A 17904-nucleotide genomic window follows, 5' to 3' on the forward strand; every position below is an offset into this window, starting at 1 on the left:
GAAAATTGTAACTTTAAATAATTAAAAATTTAAGCTTAAAATTCAAGTTTAAAGATAATTTAATTGCATGCCCACAACCACATCTCCCCGCCAAACCGTAAAAAAAGTTCTTCCTTTAATTTTAGCGACTGCCATTTTTATGCAGATGCTGGATTCTACGATTTTAAATACTTCCCTGCCTTCTATTGCCAGAGATTTAAATGAATCTCCGCTCAATATGCAGAATGCCATTATCAGCTATGTGTTGACATTAGCGGTTTTCATGCCGGCGAGCGGTTTTTTGGCAGACCGGTTCGGCACGAGAAGGGTTTTTATCTTTGCTTTGGTGCTTTTCAGTCTGGGGTCGGTGTTTTGTGCGCTTTCACAAAATCTGACGCATTTGGTGATTTCAAGAGTCATTCAGGGAGTCGGGGGAAGTTTGATGACACCGGTCGGGAAATTAGCTTTAATCAAAACTTTCAACAGAAACGAATTGCTGAAAGCCATGAATTTTGCCATTGTTCCCGCTTTGATTGGCCCAGTTTTAGGTCCATTGGTTGGCGGTTACATTGTAGATTATCTTTCATGGCATTGGATTTTCCTCATTAACATTCCGATTGGAGTCTTAGGAATTGTTTTAGGTTTAAAATTCATGCCCAATTACAATTCGCGGGAAACTGATTTTGATTTGAAAGGTTTTATGATTTTTGCTGCTGCCTCTCTACTACTTTCAATCTCTCTCGAATTATTCGGAGATATGCAGAATATTACACCGGTTTTACTCGTTTTCATATTAGGGTTTCTGTTTCTGTACTATTACTATACACATGCAAAAAAAGGAAAAAATCCTATTTTCCCTCTCAATCTATTTCAGGTTCGTACGTTCCGTGTAGGAATTGTAGGAAATCTTGCCACACGATTAGGAATCAGTTCCGTTCCCTTGTTGCTTCCTTTAATGATTCAGATTGCCTACGGACAATCGGCCGTGGTGTCAGGATGGATTATTGCTCCGATGGCTTTAACAGCGATGTTCGGAAAATCTTCTGTGATCCGAATTTTGAATAAATACGGGTACAAAAAAACCTTGATGGTCAATACGCTCGTGATTGGAACCTTAATCTGCTGTTTAGCAATTCCTAATATTCATGATTCTATTTACTGGTTTGTTCCGGTAATTGCGATTTTGGGATTTTTCAATTCAATACAGTTCACCTCGATGAACACCATTTCTATAGCAGATTTACGAAACTTCCAGACCAGCAGCGGAAATTCGCTGATCTCAGTAAATCAGCAATTGGCCATTGGTTTCGGGATTGCATTTGGTTTAATTGTTTTAAAAATTTACGAAAACAGCCCTGAGCTGATTCAGCATGAAACCCACAATGCATTCCGCTATACGTTTCTTAGTGTCGGAATTCTAACAATCCTTTCAAGCCTGGTTTTCAGAAGACTTCACGTTTCCGACGGAAGAAATATGAAATCATCTGAAGAATAACCTGCAACCCTTCTCATTCAAAAATCCGAACTTATCACACATCAATGGTAATCTCTTTCTACTGTCCTAAATTTGTTTAAAATTAAAACAAACATATTATGACAACTAAAAAAGTAGAAATCGTAATTCCACCAAAGCCTGCACACTTTGTAGGCGATGGCTTTAGGGTGCATAATTTTATTCCGAGCGTTCAAAAGCTTGATATGAAAAGAATGGATCCATTCATCATGTTGGATTACAATTCAAAATTTCATTTTAATCCTTCAGAAACTCCAAAAGGTGTTGGTGTTCATCCGCACAGAGGTTTTGAAACCGTAACCATTGCGTATCAAGGAAAAGTAGAACATCATGACAGTGCTGGCGGCGGCGGAATCATTGGCGAAGGCGATGTACAGTGGATGACTGCTGCAAGTGGAATTCTTCATAAAGAATATCACGAAAAACAATGGTCAAAACAAGGCGGAATTTTTCAGATGGTTCAGCTTTGGGTGAATCTGCCTGCAAAAGATAAAATGAGCAAACCAAAATATCAGGCGATTGCTCATTCAGAAATGAAGAAAATAGATTTAGGAGAAAACGGTTTCATTGAAATTATCGCCGGATCGTACGACGAAAATACGGGGCCTGCCTCAACATTTACTCCCATCAATCTGATGAATGCAAAATTAAAATCTGGTGGAAAAGTAGCATTTAGTTTTCCTTCGAATTATAATACCGCCGCTTTAGTTATAGAAGGAAATATCATTGTAAATAATGAAGAACAAGCACCGACCAATCATTTTGTTTTGTTTAAAAATGAAGGCGAAAACTTTACTGTAGAAGCGACCGAAGATTCAATTGTTTTAATCTTAAGCGGCCAACCAATCAATGAACCTATCTTCCCACACGGACCATTTGTAATGAATACCCGAGAAGAAATTATGCAAGCATTTGAAGATTTCAATACCGGAAAATTTGGGTATTTGGAAGATTAATTAGACGTAAAAACCAAACTTTTAAATATAAAAATCATGAAACCAGAATTTGAAAACATCTCACTAGTAAAAAACGAAGAAAAAAAGAGATTTGAAATAGAATACAACAATCATTTCGCATTTATAGATTATAAAGAGACGAGTCACCAAATCGCACTAATTCATACCGAGGCAGAACCCGAATTGGCAGGAACTGGTGCTGCTGCAGCTGTAGTTGAAAAGACCTTAATTTACATTGAAGAAAGCGGCAAAAAACTTCTTCCATTCTGCCCCTACGTTTTTGCATTTATCAAAAAACATACAGAGTGGAAACGTATTGTTGACGAGAGATTTGAAGGTTACGATAACATTTAATTTTACGTAAACTGTCACCAGTATTAGAAATATTTGATTACATTAGCTTTATTCAAAAACAAAAAAACCAAATTTATCATGTCAAACATCGGACTTATTTTAGAAGAAAAATCAGCAGACATAGGAAATTTTTTGGTGGGACGACTTCTTCCCTTCCGTGAAAAAAGAGCAGTCGGACCATTCGTATTTATTGATCACATGGGACCTGCAGAATTAAAAGATTATCAGAATTTAGATGTTCCGCCACATCCGCATATTGGACTTTCAACGCTAACTTATTTGCTGGAAGGTTCAATTTTCCACAGAGACAGCATAGGAAGTGCACTTGAAATAAAACCAGGTGCAGTAAACTGGATGACTGCCGGAAAAGGTGTCGTACATTCAGAAAGAACTCCTGAATATTTAAGAGAAACCGACAAGAGACTTCACGGTTTTCAAATCTGGGTGGGACTACCTAAACATTTGGAACAAAGTGAGCCTACTTTTAGCCACATCGAAGCAGATGAACTTCCGGTTTGGGAAGAAAATGGGGTTCACTATAAATTAATTGCCGGTGAAGCTTTTGATAAAAAATCTCCGGTGCCCGTGCACAGTAAATTATTTTTCATTGAAATTAAAACTAAAACGGCTCAGAAAATCAGCATTGGGCAAGATCTTTATGGAGAAGCTGCAATGTATGTACTTGATGGAACAGTGAATATCGAGGAGAGCAGCTATGGTTCAAAACAATTGTTGATTGCTAAAAATACCAAACTTTGTGAGTTTGAAATGAGCGAAAATGCGACAGTTTATCTTTTCGGAGGCGAACCTTTCGATGAAGAACGCTTCATTTTCTGGAATTTCGTGAATTCAGACAAAGAATTGATTGATCAAGCAAAAGTAGACTGGAATGATCAAAACTATGAGGCCTTTCCTTTAGTACCGGGAGATACAGAAGAGTATGTACCACTTCCAAAAGCTATTTTAAACAGAAAATAATGCAAAAAGTAAAGCCACTTCTTGTACAAGTGGCTTAGTTTTTTGAAGGAAAAATTAAAAGATTAATTCTCTCTTTCAGCTTCAGAAAGTTTTGTAATGAAATCTGTCCAAAGTTTAGAATCTTCAGGAGTCATTTTAGATGACCATGAAGCATTCTTTGCAGTCCATTCCTGTGATTTTGCGGTAAGTTCTTGACTTTTTGCTACATCACCTGCTTTTGAAGCTGCTGTCATTTCAGAAACCATATGGGCATATTCAGTCGCAAACTGCTGGACTTCCGGGTTGCTGAATTTCGGGACTTGTACTCCGTCAATGGTAACACCAGATCCTTTTACAATTTTTTCTTCTGATGCAACAGCAGTTACTGTTTTTGGAGCATCTTCTTTTTTGCATGCTGTAACGCATATCAGCGTAACAGCACCCAACATGAGGATAGTTTTTTTCATAAATATTTGATTTTTGTCTGTATTACAAATATAAATTAATTTATGAATAATTCAAGTAAAAATAAATTTAACTCAAAATAATTCAATAAAAACAATGCATAACATACAAAATCAACAGCCACTTGTTTCCATCACAGCAAATATCCACAAACCTTAACCAGAGTGAATGTATCATTAAATGTAATGATTGATTAATAAATCTCAACACAGTAAATATCTACTACAAGCTTATTTCTGACATTCACCTCAATTATTTTTTGACTAGTTTTATATAAAAATACCAATGAAAATATTAGCATTTGCAGGAAGTACCTCTTCCACATCCATCAACAAAGAGTTGGTAAAATTTGTTTTGAAAAGTTTCCAGCAACACGAGATTAACCTGATCGATCTGAATGATTTTTCAATGCCTGTTTTCTCAGTTGATCTTGAGAAAAAAGGCTTTCCGAACCAGGCACACGATTTCCTGAATCAGATTAAAGAATGTGATGTGATCATCTGTTCTCTTGCGGAGCACAACCGATCGTACAGCGCAGCGTTCAAAAATATTTTCGATTGGGCTTCTAGAATCAATGTCAAAGTATTCCAAAACAAACCCATGCTTTTAATGAGCACATCTCCCGGAGGATATGGTGGAGGAAATGTAATGAATACTGCAAAAACATTTTTCCCTCAATTTGCAGCTGATGTGAAAGAAACTTTTTCGTTATCCAAGTTTTATGAGAACTTTGATTTGGAAAGTGGTATCATCAATCCTGAATTATTGAAAGAATTAAATGAAAAAATTGAGAATTTTAAAAATGAGATTGCTTAAATCCAAAAGTTTTAAAAATCAAAGATTTTCTTATTTAACGAATTTAAATCTGAGAAATCTGTAGGATTTTCATCTAACATCTAACATCTAACATCTAACATCTAACAAAAATAATGGCTGTAACCGTAAAAGCTAGTTTAGGCAAAACAAAATACTACACAGAAGTAATTGCAGGTGAAAATCAATTGATCACCGATGAACCCATTGACAAAGGTGGGCAGAATAGAGGTTTTAATCCGTTTGAAATTCTGGCAACTTCTCTGGCAAGCTGTACTGCAGCAACATTGCGAATGTATATTGACAGAAAAGAATGGGACGTAGAAAAAATTGATGTAGAAGTAGAATTGGAAAATTTTCCGCTTACAAAATTGGCAATTTTTAAAAGAAATATTAATTTTGAAGGAAGTCACCTGAACGATGAACAACTGAAAAGGCTTCATGCTATTGCAGATGCCTGTCCGGCACATAAAATATTACTTAACGAAATAGAAATTCAAACCAAATTTTCATAATATGATACAAGTAAAACAAAACAACGACGAAAAACACGGAAGCTTTGAAGCAGTAATAGACGGAAGAAGAGCGGGATTAATGACCTATACCTGGGCAGGTGAAGACAGATTCATCATCGACCACACTGAGGTAGAAGAAGAATATAATGGAAAAGGCGTTGGAAAAGAAATGCTGATCAAAGCAGTTGAATTCGCAAGAGAAAACAGCAAAAAAATCATTCCGCTGTGTCCATTTGCCAAGGCTACATTCCAGAAAAATGAAGATTTGCGAGACGTACTTTAATCATTTGTAGACAGACTTAAACTTATAAAACCTTTCAGAAAATTTCTCTGGCAGGTTTTTCTTTTTTATCAGAAACAAAAAAAACTATATTTGCTGAAATTTAATATTTAAGAATGAATCCAGGAACTGTTCTTTTGCTGTTTGTTTTTGTATACTTCGTCGGTCTTTTGGTAATCTCTTATTTTACAAGCCGGAATTCAGACAATCAGTCGTTTTTCATCGGTAACAAAAAAAGCAAATGGTGGCTCGTTGCCTTCGGAATGATTGGCACGAGCTTAAGCGGCGTTACATTCATCTCAGTTCCCGGAACTGTGGGGAAAATGACCGGAAGCGAATACATTTTCGGTGGTTTTGAGTATTACATGATGGTCATCGGTTTTTTCATCGGGTATTTTATTGTGGCAGCGGTACTTCTTCCACTCTATTACAAGATGAATCTGACCTCAATTTACACCTACTTAGGCAGAAGATTCAATGTTGAAGCTCATAAAATCGGTTCAGTATTTTTTATTGTTTCAAGAGCAATCGGTGCAACCGCAAGATTATATTTGGTTGTCAACGTTTTACAAATATTCTTACTCGAAGGTTTAGGTGTTCCATTTTGGGTAACGGCTCTGGTACTTTTATTAATGGTTCTTTTATATACTTTCGAAGGCGGAGTGAAAACTATTGTGATCACGGATACGTTACAAACTTCGTTTATGATCATCAGTTTGATTGCATGCATCGTTTATATTTTATCAAATTTAAATCTATCTTTTGGGGAAGCGTACACAATCCTAGAACAGAAAAATTATACACATTTCATCAATTTCGATCCGAATTCCAAGACATTTTTCCTGAAAACCATTTTAGGAGGAATTTTCATTACCATTGCGATGACAGGCCTTGACCAGGAAATGATGCAGAAAAACATCTCTGTTGATAATCTTAAAAACTCTAAGAAAAACATGCTGACTTTCGCAGGAACATTACTTTTTGTGAATCTTGCCTTCTTGTTTTTAGGTGGTTTGCTTTATCTTTTTGCTTTGCAGAATGGCGCAGGATATTCTGAAGTAATAAATATGGTAGACGGGAAAGAAGTTGTTTCTAATGTTTTCGGTTTTAAAGATGCTGCCGGAAATGTAAAAAATATCATGGGAGATGATTTATTCCCGGCCTTATCGCTTAACGGATATTTTCCGATGACGATTTCTGTGATTTTCATCATCGGATTGATTTCTGCTTTATTCCCTTCTGCAGATGGTGCATTGACGGCAGTGACGAGCTCGTATTGTGTAGATCTATTAAATTTAAATGAGGATAAAACCAGAACAGAAAAACAAAAGAAGCACCTTCGTATGAAAATCCATTTAACGTTCACGGTGGTTTTCTTTATTTTGATTATGGTTTTCAAAGCGATGAATGACAAATCTATTGTTTACCTCATCATGGAAATCGCAGGTTACACCTACGGACCACTTTTAGGACTTTTTGCTTTCGGAATTTTTACCAAATTTAAAATTTCAAAAAAATACTCCATCCTTGCGGTGACGCTTTTAGCACCGGTTCTTACGTATTTGATTAATTATTTAGTGACCACTTACACCGATTACAGAATTGGTGTCGAGTTGATTATCTTAAACGGATTGCTGACGTTTATCGGTTTGTGGTTGGTGAAGAATAAGAATTATCTGAAGCTGGTTTAATTTTGAAAGTATTTAGGGGCACAATTGTTCGCTTGAAATCTATAAAAATCCGGAACCCTACTCCGGATTTTTCAATTTCCATAAGCCGACAAAAAATTGTAAATTCGCATATATCAATTCTAATAATAAATCCTACTATATGAGTAAAAGTATTGAAGAGCTTAAATCTCTTACAACACAAATCAGAAGAGACATTTTGAGAATGGTTCATGCTGTAAATTCAGGGCATCCTGGTGGAAGTTTAGGCTGTACAGAGTACTTCACTGCACTTTACGGTAAAGTTCTTAACTACAAATTGCCATTTACAATGGAAGGTAAGAACGAAGATCATTTCTATCTTTCAAACGGACATATTTCACCGGTTTTCTATTCTACGTTGGCAAGATTTGATTTCTTTCCGGTAGCAGAATTGAAGACTTTCAGAAAACTAAATTCAAGATTACAAGGTCATCCAACCACTCATGAAGGTTTAGAAGGAATCAGAATCGCTTCAGGATCTTTAGGTCAGGGACTTTCTGTAGCGCTTGGTGTTGCTCAGGGTAAAAAATTAGATGCTGACAACTCTTTGGTGTACACCCTTCATGGTGACGGAGAATTACAGGAAGGTCAGGTTTGGGAAGCTTTGATGTATGCTGCAGCTAAAAAAGTAGATAATATCATCTCTACAATCGATTATAACGGACAACAGATTGACGGAAGCACAGACAATGTACTTTCACTAGGAAATCTTCATGCGAAATTAGAAGCTTTCGGATGGATCGTTTTGGAAGAGAAAAACGGTAACGACCTTGAGGCCGTAATTGCTATTCTTGAAAGAGCAAAAACAGAAACCGGAAAAGGAAAACCAGTGGCTATCATTCTGCACACACAGATGGGTAATGGTGTTGATTACATGATGGGAACTCACGCTTGGCATGGTAAAGCTCCGAATGACGAGCAATTGGACACCGCTTTCAAACAATTATACTTAGAAGCTCCTGCAGATTACTAGTTATAAATAATTGAGTAATTGGTAATAAGTAATCTTTAATAATTTAGAACAAAATGAAACCGCAAGGTTACATGATTCTATAAAAAAATTAAAACTCCTAATGAAATATACATATACAGAAAAAAAAGATACACGTTCAGGATTCGGTGCCGGATTGGCTGAATTGGCTGATAAAAACCCTAATGTTGTAGCGCTTTGTGCAGACCTTATCGGTTCTTTGAAAATGGAAAAATTCATCGAAAAAGCTCCTGAAAGATTTTATCAGGTGGGTATTGCAGAGGCTAATATGATGGGATTAGCTGCAGGTTTGAGCATCACAGGAAAGATTCCTTTCACTGGAACTTTTGCCAACTTCTCTACTTCAAGAGTGTATGACCAAATTCGTCAGTCTATTGCATATTCTAATAAAAACGTTAAAATCTGTGCTTCACACGCAGGTCTTACTTTAGGTGAAGATGGTGCAACACACCAGGTTTTGGAAGACATCGGCATGATGAAAATGCTTCCGGGAATGACCGTAATCAATACTTGTGACTATAACCAGACAAAAGCGGCTACCTTAGCAATCGCTGAATTTGAAGGTCCTGTTTACTTAAGATTCGGAAGACCGGTAGTTCCTGTTTTTATTCCTGAAGATATGCCGTTCGAAATCGGAAAAGGTATTCTTTTACAAGAAGGAACCGATGTAACGATTGTTGCAACAGGTCACCTTGTTTGGGAATCTTTGCTGGCAGCTGAAGAACTTGAAAAAGAAGGAATTTCTTGTGAAGTGATTAACATCCACACCATTAAACCATTGGACGAAGAAATCATCTTAAAATCAGTTGAAAAAACAGGTAAAATTGTGACTGCGGAAGAGCACAACTATCTTGGTGGTTTAGGAGAATCTGTTGCAGGAATGTTAGCTAGAAAAAGACCTACAAGACAGGAATTTGTAGCGGTAAACGATACTTTCGGAGAATCTGCTACCCCTGCCGAATTAATGAAAAAATATAAAATCGATTCTGCTGCGGTTATTGAAGCTGTGAAGAGAATTGTAGACAAATAAATTTCATTTTAAAAAAAAGTAAAAGCATCCCAATGGGATGCTTTTTTTGTGTGTTAAACTTAATAGGAAATCTCTTGAGAAATAAGTTTGCGTTAATTTTAGTGAAATTGAATAACTAAAAGCTCAAGAAAAATTTTACCTAAAGTCTATTTGAATGATCTGACAAATAAAACCAACTAAAGCCAGTTTCTGTTGATATTATATTTTTTATCTGAAAAACTTCCATTTTGGAATAATCGCCAACATTCCAAAGCCTGTAAAAAGGAAAAGATTGGTAACGTCAGAATATAAGAACGTAGACAGATAGTAATTGTGCATAAAAAAATGCAGAACAAGCATAATAGGAAAAAGAAAAATCCCTATTTTTCGATAAAAATACATCAGTACAATACCTGCAATCATTAAGATATCTATCGAAAAGATGAAATAAAAATAACCTGTAGGAATATTGAGGGTTTTGTGCTGCAGATATTCATCAAAGTCGAGACCGATTCCCATAAAAGTAAACAGCAGCAAGGCAACGAGTGCTAAAATAAACCCCAAGCCTTTTTTAGGATCTTCATCAAAATAACTATACTCTTTATATTCCTTTTCCATCCTGCAAAAATAAAGAACTTATGAATAAATTCATAAGTTCTTCGGTATTTATATCGTCTAAAATTTGATTAAATTGAGATTGCGTTGATCAATCTGTTTTTATCACTCAAAAATTCTTCCATAGAAATCATACTCTCAGTTCTCATTACATCTTGGATGTCGTCGATCTGATAAATGATTTTCTTAGCGTCTTCAGTATTTTTAGCTTTAACCTTGCAGAAAATGTTATATTTTCCAGAGATAACGCTTGCTTCTACTACGTTTGGAATAGTTCCTAACTCTTTCAATACCTCTTGAGTACGGTTTGATTTTGTTAAAAGGATTCCGATAAAAGCTGTAAAGTGGTAATCTAACTTACCATAATCTAAATTAAGAGATGATCCTAAAATAATACCTGCATCTTCCATTTTCTTAACCCTTACGTGTATTGTTCCCGCAGATACATCCATCTGTTTTGCAATTTCTGTAAATGGCATTCTTGTGTTTTCTACTAAGAAATCAAGAATTTTCTTGTCTATTTCGTCCAGTTGATAGTTCATATTAGTGAAATTATATTTTTCCTAAAAAATCGATAAATTTTTTACAAAATTAAGAAAAATAAATTAACTAAAAAAAATATATCAAACATTAACAATAATTAACACGGATGATAAAAATCATTCAAGGATTCAGATTATTTAACCCCTGATTTTATGGAATCTGTTTTTATTTGAGTATTGGCTGTGGTCTGTTTTTTATCTTTTCTCTTCTTTTTAAAGAAAGAATTGAAGCTTTTACTCCATACGATACCACCACCATACGCCTGATTCGCAGAGCCGTTGGTGCCTACAGTACCCACACCCATTCCGATGTTGGTAGGTTTTGAGTAACCTCGTAGTACCAGTGTACCATCATTCTTTTTGGAAATATCATATTCTATTGACCCTTCTCCTGAAAGGTAATTAGCATCTGTTGCTTCAGTTTTGTTGAGGGGAATACCAAGTCCTGTTTTCACCGTTACTCGCGGAGAAAGATCAAAACTAACACCAGCATTTGCTCTGTCTCCCGAATTGGAGTACTGGTCCCCTTTAACATAATTTAAGTCAATCTGAAATTCGCTGCTCATCGTATTTAGCACCGACCCCAGTTGTTTTAAAAGCATATTGTAACCTGAAGATTCTGCTACTCCAACGGCATCGAAAGCTAAACCTCCGGTATTGGTTACATTAAACATATTCAGCAATAGAATAGATCCGAATTGAAGAACATTCTCCCCTTCGGTCTGGTTGATTTTCGCCGCTAAAGTTTCTTTTACCTGGCTGGACACATCCAATGCAGTAACATTCAACGCAATCTTTGGATCGTTTAAGGTGTTGGTGATATTTGCCTGTAATAAAATACTGATAGGCTGCAGCTGACCCATATTTAAATATTCTCCGGCATTCGAAACCATTCTGACGTAATTTGCAGATATATCTAAAGCAGGTTTCATTGCATCACCATCCCAACGTATACTGCTGTTTTTCTGAATTTGGAAAGTTCGGTTAAGAATGGCTTTAGAAACAAAAGTTCCGCTGTCTACCATATAAGATCCATTCATTGCAATAGCTCCTTGTCTTCCCATCTGGAATCTCAGATCATCTGCAACTCCTTTCACCGTAATATTACCAACGTCATCACCTACCAAAACATTTACTGTGGTTCCCTTATCTACGTCAAGACTGAAGTCGATATTCATATTAGCCCCGGATTTTTTCTTTTCTTCCAGAGTTACCAGACCATCTTTTCCTTCTTTCAGGAATCTCAACATTTTAAATTCCTCAACATTGGATGTAGAACTAGAATTGAAAGTAAAGGTACTTCCATTTAAAGCTTTCATATTTGGAGTTGATAAATTTAAAGCAGAAACAGGACCGTCGACGTACAAATCTCCTTGTCCGTAGACTCTACCCCAGAAAAGATCATACTCTTTCTGTGTGGTGTTCAGCATCAGCAAATTATCTGCTCTCATTACCAGGTTGACTCCCATCGATGATAAAGTTTCAAACTGTATCGCCCCGGAAATTGTTCCTTTTGAGTTTGATCTTCCGTCATGAACTCCAATATTGTTAAGAATCGCCAGACCTTTAGAAAGCGGTATTACCGTATCATCAAATGAATAATCTACTCCTGTAAATAAAAGCTTTAAACCAAATTCTTTCAACCCAATGTCTCCACTATAATCTAAATTTTTCAGATTCCCGTTAATCTTTAAATCTCCTGTCGCTTTCCCTCTTAAATTTCCAAAAATGGTCTGTACAAACTGCTGGGTAAATGCAAGATCAAATTCACGCAATTCCGCTGTCAGATCGATTGTGGGAGAGGCTGTATTATTATTGACCGTTCCGGTTAAGTGAAGATTATTATTACCGATTACTCCAGCTGAAGTCACTTTTACATCAACATCATAAACATTAAGCGAATATCCATTAACCGCAGAAATGGTAAGATCTCCCATATCATTCCCGTTCATCATAATGTCATCAACCGTCAAGTCAATCAATGGCTGGAGGGTATTTTTATCCATCTTGATCTTCACATTACCATTCGCTAAACCTTTAATATCCATAGGATTACCTCCAGCCTGCATTTCTAAGATTTTTTCAATCGCAAAATCCTGAACTTCTGCATCCACATAAAAATCTTTAGCCGATTTGAATATGGATTCATTAATTAAAAGCGAACTTTTATCCGAATAAATTTTAAGATTCTTCACCTCAAAATCCTGTGTTTTCTTACGATAACTGATATAATGGTCTAGTTCTGAACTGGTATCAATTGACCACTTTACATTATTAAAATTAACTTCAGTAGGCTCAAACCTGAAAATATAGTCTCCGGCAGGATTTGTTGACTGGTTAAAGTTGATTGCGTAATTTTTTAAGTTATCATCCAGCTCATCTTCCGGGCTTCCGTGTTTGAAGCTGGTCGCAATTCTGAGCGTTGAGTTATTTTCGTTTTTCCCTGTAAGCAGAATGTCTTTGAGGATATTTTTGTTGTATTCTACCCTTTTTATTTTTGCATACAATTGCTGGTCAAGATTCGCTGTATTTATCCTTACCATTACACTGTCTACCATCGCACTGTCTCGGGTAATGGTTTCTCTTGGATTGATTTTATACTCGGGGTTTGCATTTGCTAACGCCATGTCTGCATCAGTGATTTCTTCTTTTTTGGTCATCACATATTTCAGAGAAGCGGCATCGAGATTTAAAATCAGATTATTTGAATTTCCATCATACTCACCTTCCACCGTTGCCCCCTGAGGAAGTTTCAGATCAGGCATAAAATAGCTTACCAAACCTTGCTGAACATCAAAGTTAATAGTAAAGTTCTGGCCACGATACAGTTTTCTTGGTGGCGGGCCTACTAAAATTTTACCTAATCCATTTTCAACCATTCCTGCCAAATCAGCAAGATTATATTTTCCTGAAATTTTACCATCTACAGCTCCCGGGGCATTAACATCAATCACACGATTACCTCCTTCAATAAACGTTTTCACTTTAGCATTAGGAATCTGATATCTTTGAGTTGCTGTAGCGAAACTGATATTATTAGCCTCAACATCGAGATTTAAATCATTCAGATTCGTCATCGACATCTTTCCGTTGACCTGACCGCTTACGATTTGACTTCCCGGTTTATTGGTGAAATAATTCATATTCAGATGCGTAACGTTTGCATCAATATTGGCTGAAATTCTTTTGGTACTGAAATCAATAAGACCTTTCACAGTCGCTTTCGCCTGCTCATCATTTACGGTAATCAAACCATTGTATTTTCTGTGATCAAGCAAACCATCTAGATATAGATTATTGATTTCCTTATTCATGATATCAATGCTTGAAATCTGAGATTTTGTCGTGATGCGCATTGTATTAACGTCGAAACTTCGTCCGTCAATGTTGAATTTTCCTGAAATTAAACCAACCGTTTTGCTTTTTGTAATTACCGAGGTATTTAAATCTCTTACTTCCGCATACCCTTTATATTTAGGCATAGTGGTACTGAAATCAGTTAAAGAAAAGTTGGAAATTTTCGCCTGTCCGATTCCTGTCATCAAATTCGCGGAAGAAACATAAACTTGTTTGGGAGTAACTTTTACGTCTCCATTGTATTTTAATTTGCCAAAATCATCTGCGAAGTTTTTCATTTTCTTCGAAATGAAATTCGGCATCATGGCTTTCAGATCTTTGTATGTAAAATCTGCGGAAAGTTGATTGGTTTCAATCAAAAAATTACCTTTCAGCAAGTTGGTAATTTTCATTTTCTGCGTGGCAATATTTACAGAAGGGTTCCTGATCAGAAAATTATCTAATGTAAATTTATTCAGCGGACCGGTCATTTTCCCACTGATGTTAAACGGGATAAAATTATCCCAATTGGTTACAAAATAAGAAATATCATAGCCGCTCAGCTGACTTCCTAGTTTAAGATTCATTTCCCATTTTACTTTATTGGTAAAATCTGCCCACGAACCTTTATTTAAATTAAATTTAATATCTCCCTGAAGAAGTGAATGATCTGTATTTAATGTTAAGTCTTTAAGAAAAAGAAAATCTTCGGTCATCGAAAAGTCTGTAGAAAAAGTATCTACAAAGTGTGCTTTCCCCCATCTTTTGGTGGTAAATGTAAAATTATTGATGGTAGCATTGATGTTGACTCCGTTTACCTGTAGTTTGGGAGCTATCAGATTCACATTGGTAGCGGTGAGCCATTTGCCAGCCTCTCCCGGTGAATTTTGATTCACAATTGAAACTTTTGAATCTAATATTTCTAATCTTGAATTTAGCTGAAATGGTGGCTTTGTCGGGTCTTTTTTCTTTCCGCTGTCAAAAAGTTTTGTAAAACGGATGAAGTTCGAAATACTGTCACCTTTATAAGTAATCACTTTAATGTCAGCATCAATCAGCCTTAAACCATTAAAACTTAATGAATTGTTTTTACCGACATTGGTAGCCAAGGAAAACCAATCTGAATTGGCTTTAAATTCTCTCGCTTTTATGAAATCTAAATCTTTATAATCTTTGATTCTCAGACCTTTGATCGTCACATCTCCGAAGAAATCAACTTCTACTCTTTCGGTAGACATTTTTGCTTTAAAATCTCTATTGACAATTTGCAAAGCCTGATTGGCAGCCCATCTTTTAGTTACCGGAAGATTAATCGCAATTAAAATACCTACTACAATGGCAAGAATAGTCCAAAAAAGAATCAGTAAAAGTTTTGCCCACCAAGAATAGCTTGTCACGTCTTTTGCGGCCTGCTTACCAAATTCCTGAGCGGTATCTATTGGGTGGTTTATGGCATCAGAAGCGAGCTCAGAAGCCTCTTTCACAGTCTCCTGAACATTATCAACCGTCTTTTGTACCTGATCACCTAAGTTTTCAGCTACCGATTTTTTATGCTCATTTTCGTTATTATTCTCTAACTTTGCCATTATTATGAGTGACTCTATAATTTTAGGTATCGAATCGTCTTGTGACGATACTTCAGCAGCCATTATCAAAGGAAATTCTATTCTTTCAAATATTGCCGCAAACCAAGAAATCCATAAAGAATATGGAGGTGTGGTTCCTGAGCTTGCGTCACGAGCTCATCAGCAGAATATTATTCCTGTAGTAGAAAAATCCTTTACCAAAGCAAATATACAACAAAATGCAATCTCTGCCATAGGCTTTACCCGCGGCCCAGGACTTTTGGGTTCTCTACTTGTAGGAACCTCTTTTGCGAAGTCTCTGGCTATGAGTTTAGAGGTCCCTTTGATAGAGGTCAACCACCTTCAGGCGCATATTTTGGCGCACTTCATCGACGATGCAAATCCTGTGCCGCCAAAATTTCCATTTTTGTGTCTCACGGTAAGCGGAGGACATACGATGATCGTTTTGGTGAAAAATTATTTCGACATGGAAATTATCGGAAAAACGATTGATGATGCAGCTGGTGAGGCATTCGATAAAATCGGAAAAATTTTCGACTTAGAGTATCCTGCGGGGCCCATTATCGACCGACTGGCAAAAGAAGGAAACCCTGACACTTTTAAATTCAACAAGCCGAAATTAGAAAATTACGATTATTCCTTCAGCGGAATCAAAACTTCAGTTCTTTATTTTATTCAGAAAGAAGTGAAGAAAAATCCGGATTTTATTAAAGACAATATGAATGACCTCTGTGCTTCGGTACAAAAGTGTATCATCGAAATTTTAATGAATAAATTAGAGAAAGCAGCGAAAGATTTAAACATAAAAGAAGTTGCGATTGCAGGTGGAGTTTCTGCTAATTCTGCATTAAGACAAGTCATGCAGGACAATCACAAAAAATTGGGATGGAATATTTATATTCCAAAATTTGAATACACAACAGACAATGCCGCAATGATTGCGATGGTTGCCCAGCTAAAGTTTGAAAGAGGAGAATTTACTGATTTAAGAACGACCGCAATATCAAAATACGATTTATAACAGAAAATTCTTCTTCCCAACTTAAGATTGCAAAACCCCTTAAAAAAACGAATTAAATAAAATATCTACAGATGAAAGTATTATTAGAAGAAAAAGTACTGGGAACACATTCTAAAAAGAACTCAAAATATTACTGGGTTTTAGAAACCATTACCGGAAAAAATGAAGTGACAGAAAAATCTGAGGACGAAGATTATTTAATGGTAAGTTCAGAAATTGGATATGTTCAGAATGTAAAGGAAGAAATTATAGAGAAAATCAATTCTGAAAATGTATTCAGTTTTACTTACGAACCGAAAGAAGGAGATTATTTATCCATCAAAAATAATTTAAGGAAAAACGAATATCTGAATTTAATTTTTATGAATAATAAGTGGATCGAAGAGATTTACATGTGTTCTTACAGAGATTGTGAAGGCGACATTTATACCACGATAAAAACCGGAGTCGCGTTTTTAAGTGATAATGAAATTACGTTTTAAAAAATTTGCATTATATCTTCTGAAATCAAGTAATAAAAATCACATTTGTCGAAACTAATTCTGACAATTTAAGCGCATTTTAAATAATTATGCATGAAACTTTTATCAACTGTCATATCACTCATTATATTCAATTGTTTCTACTCTCAGAGCAAGGAGCTTCAATCTTTTAACTTAACTGAGTTATGAACTAATTAAAAAATCATGTTATGAAGGTTGTGAAATTGAAACATTTGGTAACACAAATTCCATAAACTTTAAAAGAAATGATTCCATAATAAGTATGTCATATCATAAAGGTGGTACTTCTGATATTGTGAAAACTTTCGGAAATTATTATATAACTTATAATTTTCATCCAAATTTAAAAATTAAGTCAAAAAAAGAATTTATCCTGCAATCAGTAGAATGGGCTCGTTACAAGTTGGTTTAGAAACGGAATATGACGAAAAAGGATCAATATTAAGTCAATTCAATAATGATACAATGGATTACGACAAAAATATTCCTGGACCCAAAAAAACAGTTTGGGAGATTGCAGATAGATTAAAAAATGAACATAATTTTGATATTTTAAATGATCAATCACTGTTTGCAATCAGAATATTTTTGGATGAAGAATCAAAAAAAATCTATTATGCCGTTAGTAGATTTATCAGCGATGAAAATAAAATTTTAAAACTTTTCACATATCACTACGATGGAGACACCGGGAATTTTATTAAAATGTTTAATTCTGAAAGTGAAATTCCTGAAGGATTACGACATTATTGAAACAACA

At 35.7% G+C, this 17904-nt stretch carries 17 protein-coding genes; 13 read left to right on the top strand and 4 right to left on the bottom strand.

Annotated features, from left to right (window positions below; translation table 11 throughout):
- Positions 1 to 67 precede the first annotated feature (67 nt).
- The 4 genes from AR685_RS11305 to AR685_RS11320 all read left to right on the top strand — a co-directional run bounded on the left by AR685_RS11305 (position 68) and on the right by AR685_RS11320 (position 3780).
- Positions 68 to 1474, top strand: coding sequence for an MFS transporter (locus tag AR685_RS11305; RefSeq protein ID WP_059124630.1), 1407 nt, complete (start codon positions 68 to 70; stop codon positions 1472 to 1474).
- A 98-nt stretch (positions 1475 to 1572) separates the two neighbouring features.
- Entirely contained in the window at positions 1573 to 2448 is an 876-nt protein-coding gene (locus AR685_RS11310) for a pirin family protein (RefSeq protein WP_059124631.1), read from the top strand.
- A 36-nt stretch (positions 2449 to 2484) separates the two neighbouring features.
- A complete protein-coding gene (locus AR685_RS11315) occupies positions 2485 to 2802 on the top strand; it encodes a GNAT family N-acetyltransferase (protein ID WP_059124632.1) in 318 nt (105 codons plus the stop codon).
- A 78-nt stretch (positions 2803 to 2880) separates the two neighbouring features.
- Positions 2881 to 3780 (top strand): pirin family protein, encoded by a 900-nt coding sequence (locus AR685_RS11320; protein ID WP_059124666.1) that lies wholly within the window; start codon positions 2881 to 2883, stop codon positions 3778 to 3780.
- Positions 3781 to 3842: 62 nt separating this feature from the next.
- Here AR685_RS11320 and AR685_RS11325 read toward each other — a convergent pair whose 3' ends face one another.
- Positions 3843 to 4226, bottom strand: a complete 384-nt coding sequence (locus tag AR685_RS11325) for a hypothetical protein (protein ID WP_047446644.1) — start codon at positions 4224 to 4226, stop codon at positions 3843 to 3845.
- 283 nt (positions 4227 to 4509) lie between these two features.
- On the opposite strand from AR685_RS11325, the gene AR685_RS11330 reads away from it, so the two are divergent.
- The 6 genes from AR685_RS11330 to AR685_RS11355 all read left to right on the top strand — a co-directional run bounded on the left by AR685_RS11330 (position 4510) and on the right by AR685_RS11355 (position 9562).
- Positions 4510 to 5040 carry an NADPH-dependent FMN reductase gene (locus AR685_RS11330; RefSeq protein ID WP_059124633.1) on the top strand — a complete coding sequence of 177 codons (531 nt, stop codon included), beginning with the start codon at positions 4510 to 4512 and terminating at the stop codon, positions 5038 to 5040.
- Between the two features lie 113 nt (positions 5041 to 5153).
- The gene (locus AR685_RS11335) at positions 5154 to 5552 is read left to right on the top strand and encodes an OsmC family protein (protein WP_059124634.1); all 399 of its coding nucleotides are present in this window, start codon (positions 5154 to 5156) and stop codon (positions 5550 to 5552) included.
- A gap of 1 nt (position 5553) precedes the next feature.
- Positions 5554 to 5835 carry a GNAT family N-acetyltransferase gene (locus AR685_RS11340; protein ID WP_185113245.1) on the top strand — a complete coding sequence of 94 codons (282 nt, stop codon included), beginning with the start codon at positions 5554 to 5556 and terminating at the stop codon, positions 5833 to 5835.
- A 113-nt stretch (positions 5836 to 5948) separates the two neighbouring features.
- Complete coding sequence (locus tag AR685_RS11345) at positions 5949 to 7523, top strand: sodium:solute symporter (RefSeq protein ID WP_047446650.1); 1575 nt, start codon at positions 5949 to 5951, stop codon at positions 7521 to 7523.
- Positions 7524 to 7662: 139 nt separating this feature from the next.
- Positions 7663 to 8514: a transketolase gene (locus tag AR685_RS11350; RefSeq protein ID WP_047446653.1), complete on the top strand. Its 852-nt coding sequence runs from the start codon at positions 7663 to 7665 to the stop codon at positions 8512 to 8514.
- A 100-nt stretch (positions 8515 to 8614) separates the two neighbouring features.
- Positions 8615 to 9562, top strand: a complete 948-nt coding sequence (locus tag AR685_RS11355) for a transketolase family protein (RefSeq protein ID WP_059124635.1) — start codon at positions 8615 to 8617, stop codon at positions 9560 to 9562.
- A gap of 207 nt (positions 9563 to 9769) precedes the next feature.
- Here AR685_RS11355 and AR685_RS11360 read toward each other — a convergent pair whose 3' ends face one another.
- From AR685_RS11360 to AR685_RS11370, 3 genes are all read right to left on the bottom strand, one after another.
- On the bottom strand, positions 9770 to 10159 hold the full coding sequence (locus AR685_RS11360) for a hypothetical protein (RefSeq protein ID WP_047446657.1): 390 nt from the start codon (positions 10157 to 10159) through the stop codon (positions 9770 to 9772).
- A 68-nt stretch (positions 10160 to 10227) separates the two neighbouring features.
- Positions 10228 to 10698 carry an Lrp/AsnC family transcriptional regulator gene (locus AR685_RS11365; RefSeq protein ID WP_047446659.1) on the bottom strand — a complete coding sequence of 157 codons (471 nt, stop codon included), beginning with the start codon at positions 10696 to 10698 and terminating at the stop codon, positions 10228 to 10230.
- 134 nt (positions 10699 to 10832) lie between these two features.
- Positions 10833 to 15620, bottom strand: coding sequence for a translocation/assembly module TamB domain-containing protein (locus tag AR685_RS11370; protein ID WP_059124636.1), 4788 nt, complete (start codon positions 15618 to 15620; stop codon positions 10833 to 10835).
- Between the two features lie 4 nt (positions 15621 to 15624).
- Here AR685_RS11370 and tsaD point away from each other — a divergent pair, with 4 nt between their 5' ends.
- The 3 genes from tsaD to AR685_RS11385 all read left to right on the top strand — a co-directional run bounded on the left by tsaD (position 15625) and on the right by AR685_RS11385 (position 17897).
- Positions 15625 to 16641 (top strand): tRNA (adenosine(37)-N6)-threonylcarbamoyltransferase complex transferase subunit TsaD, encoded by a 1017-nt coding sequence (tsaD, locus tag AR685_RS11375; protein ID WP_059124637.1) that lies wholly within the window; start codon positions 15625 to 15627, stop codon positions 16639 to 16641.
- 71 nt (positions 16642 to 16712) lie between these two features.
- On the top strand, positions 16713 to 17123 hold the full coding sequence (locus tag AR685_RS11380; RefSeq protein ID WP_059124638.1) for a hypothetical protein: 411 nt from the start codon (positions 16713 to 16715) through the stop codon (positions 17121 to 17123).
- A gap of 408 nt (positions 17124 to 17531) precedes the next feature.
- Positions 17532 to 17897 (top strand): hypothetical protein, encoded by a 366-nt coding sequence (locus tag AR685_RS11385; RefSeq protein ID WP_059124639.1) that lies wholly within the window; start codon positions 17532 to 17534, stop codon positions 17895 to 17897.
- Positions 17898 to 17904 lie beyond the last annotated feature (7 nt).

It is taken from the genome of Chryseobacterium sp. JAH, assembly GCF_001507335.1.
Classification (GTDB): domain Bacteria; phylum Bacteroidota; class Bacteroidia; order Flavobacteriales; family Weeksellaceae; genus Chryseobacterium.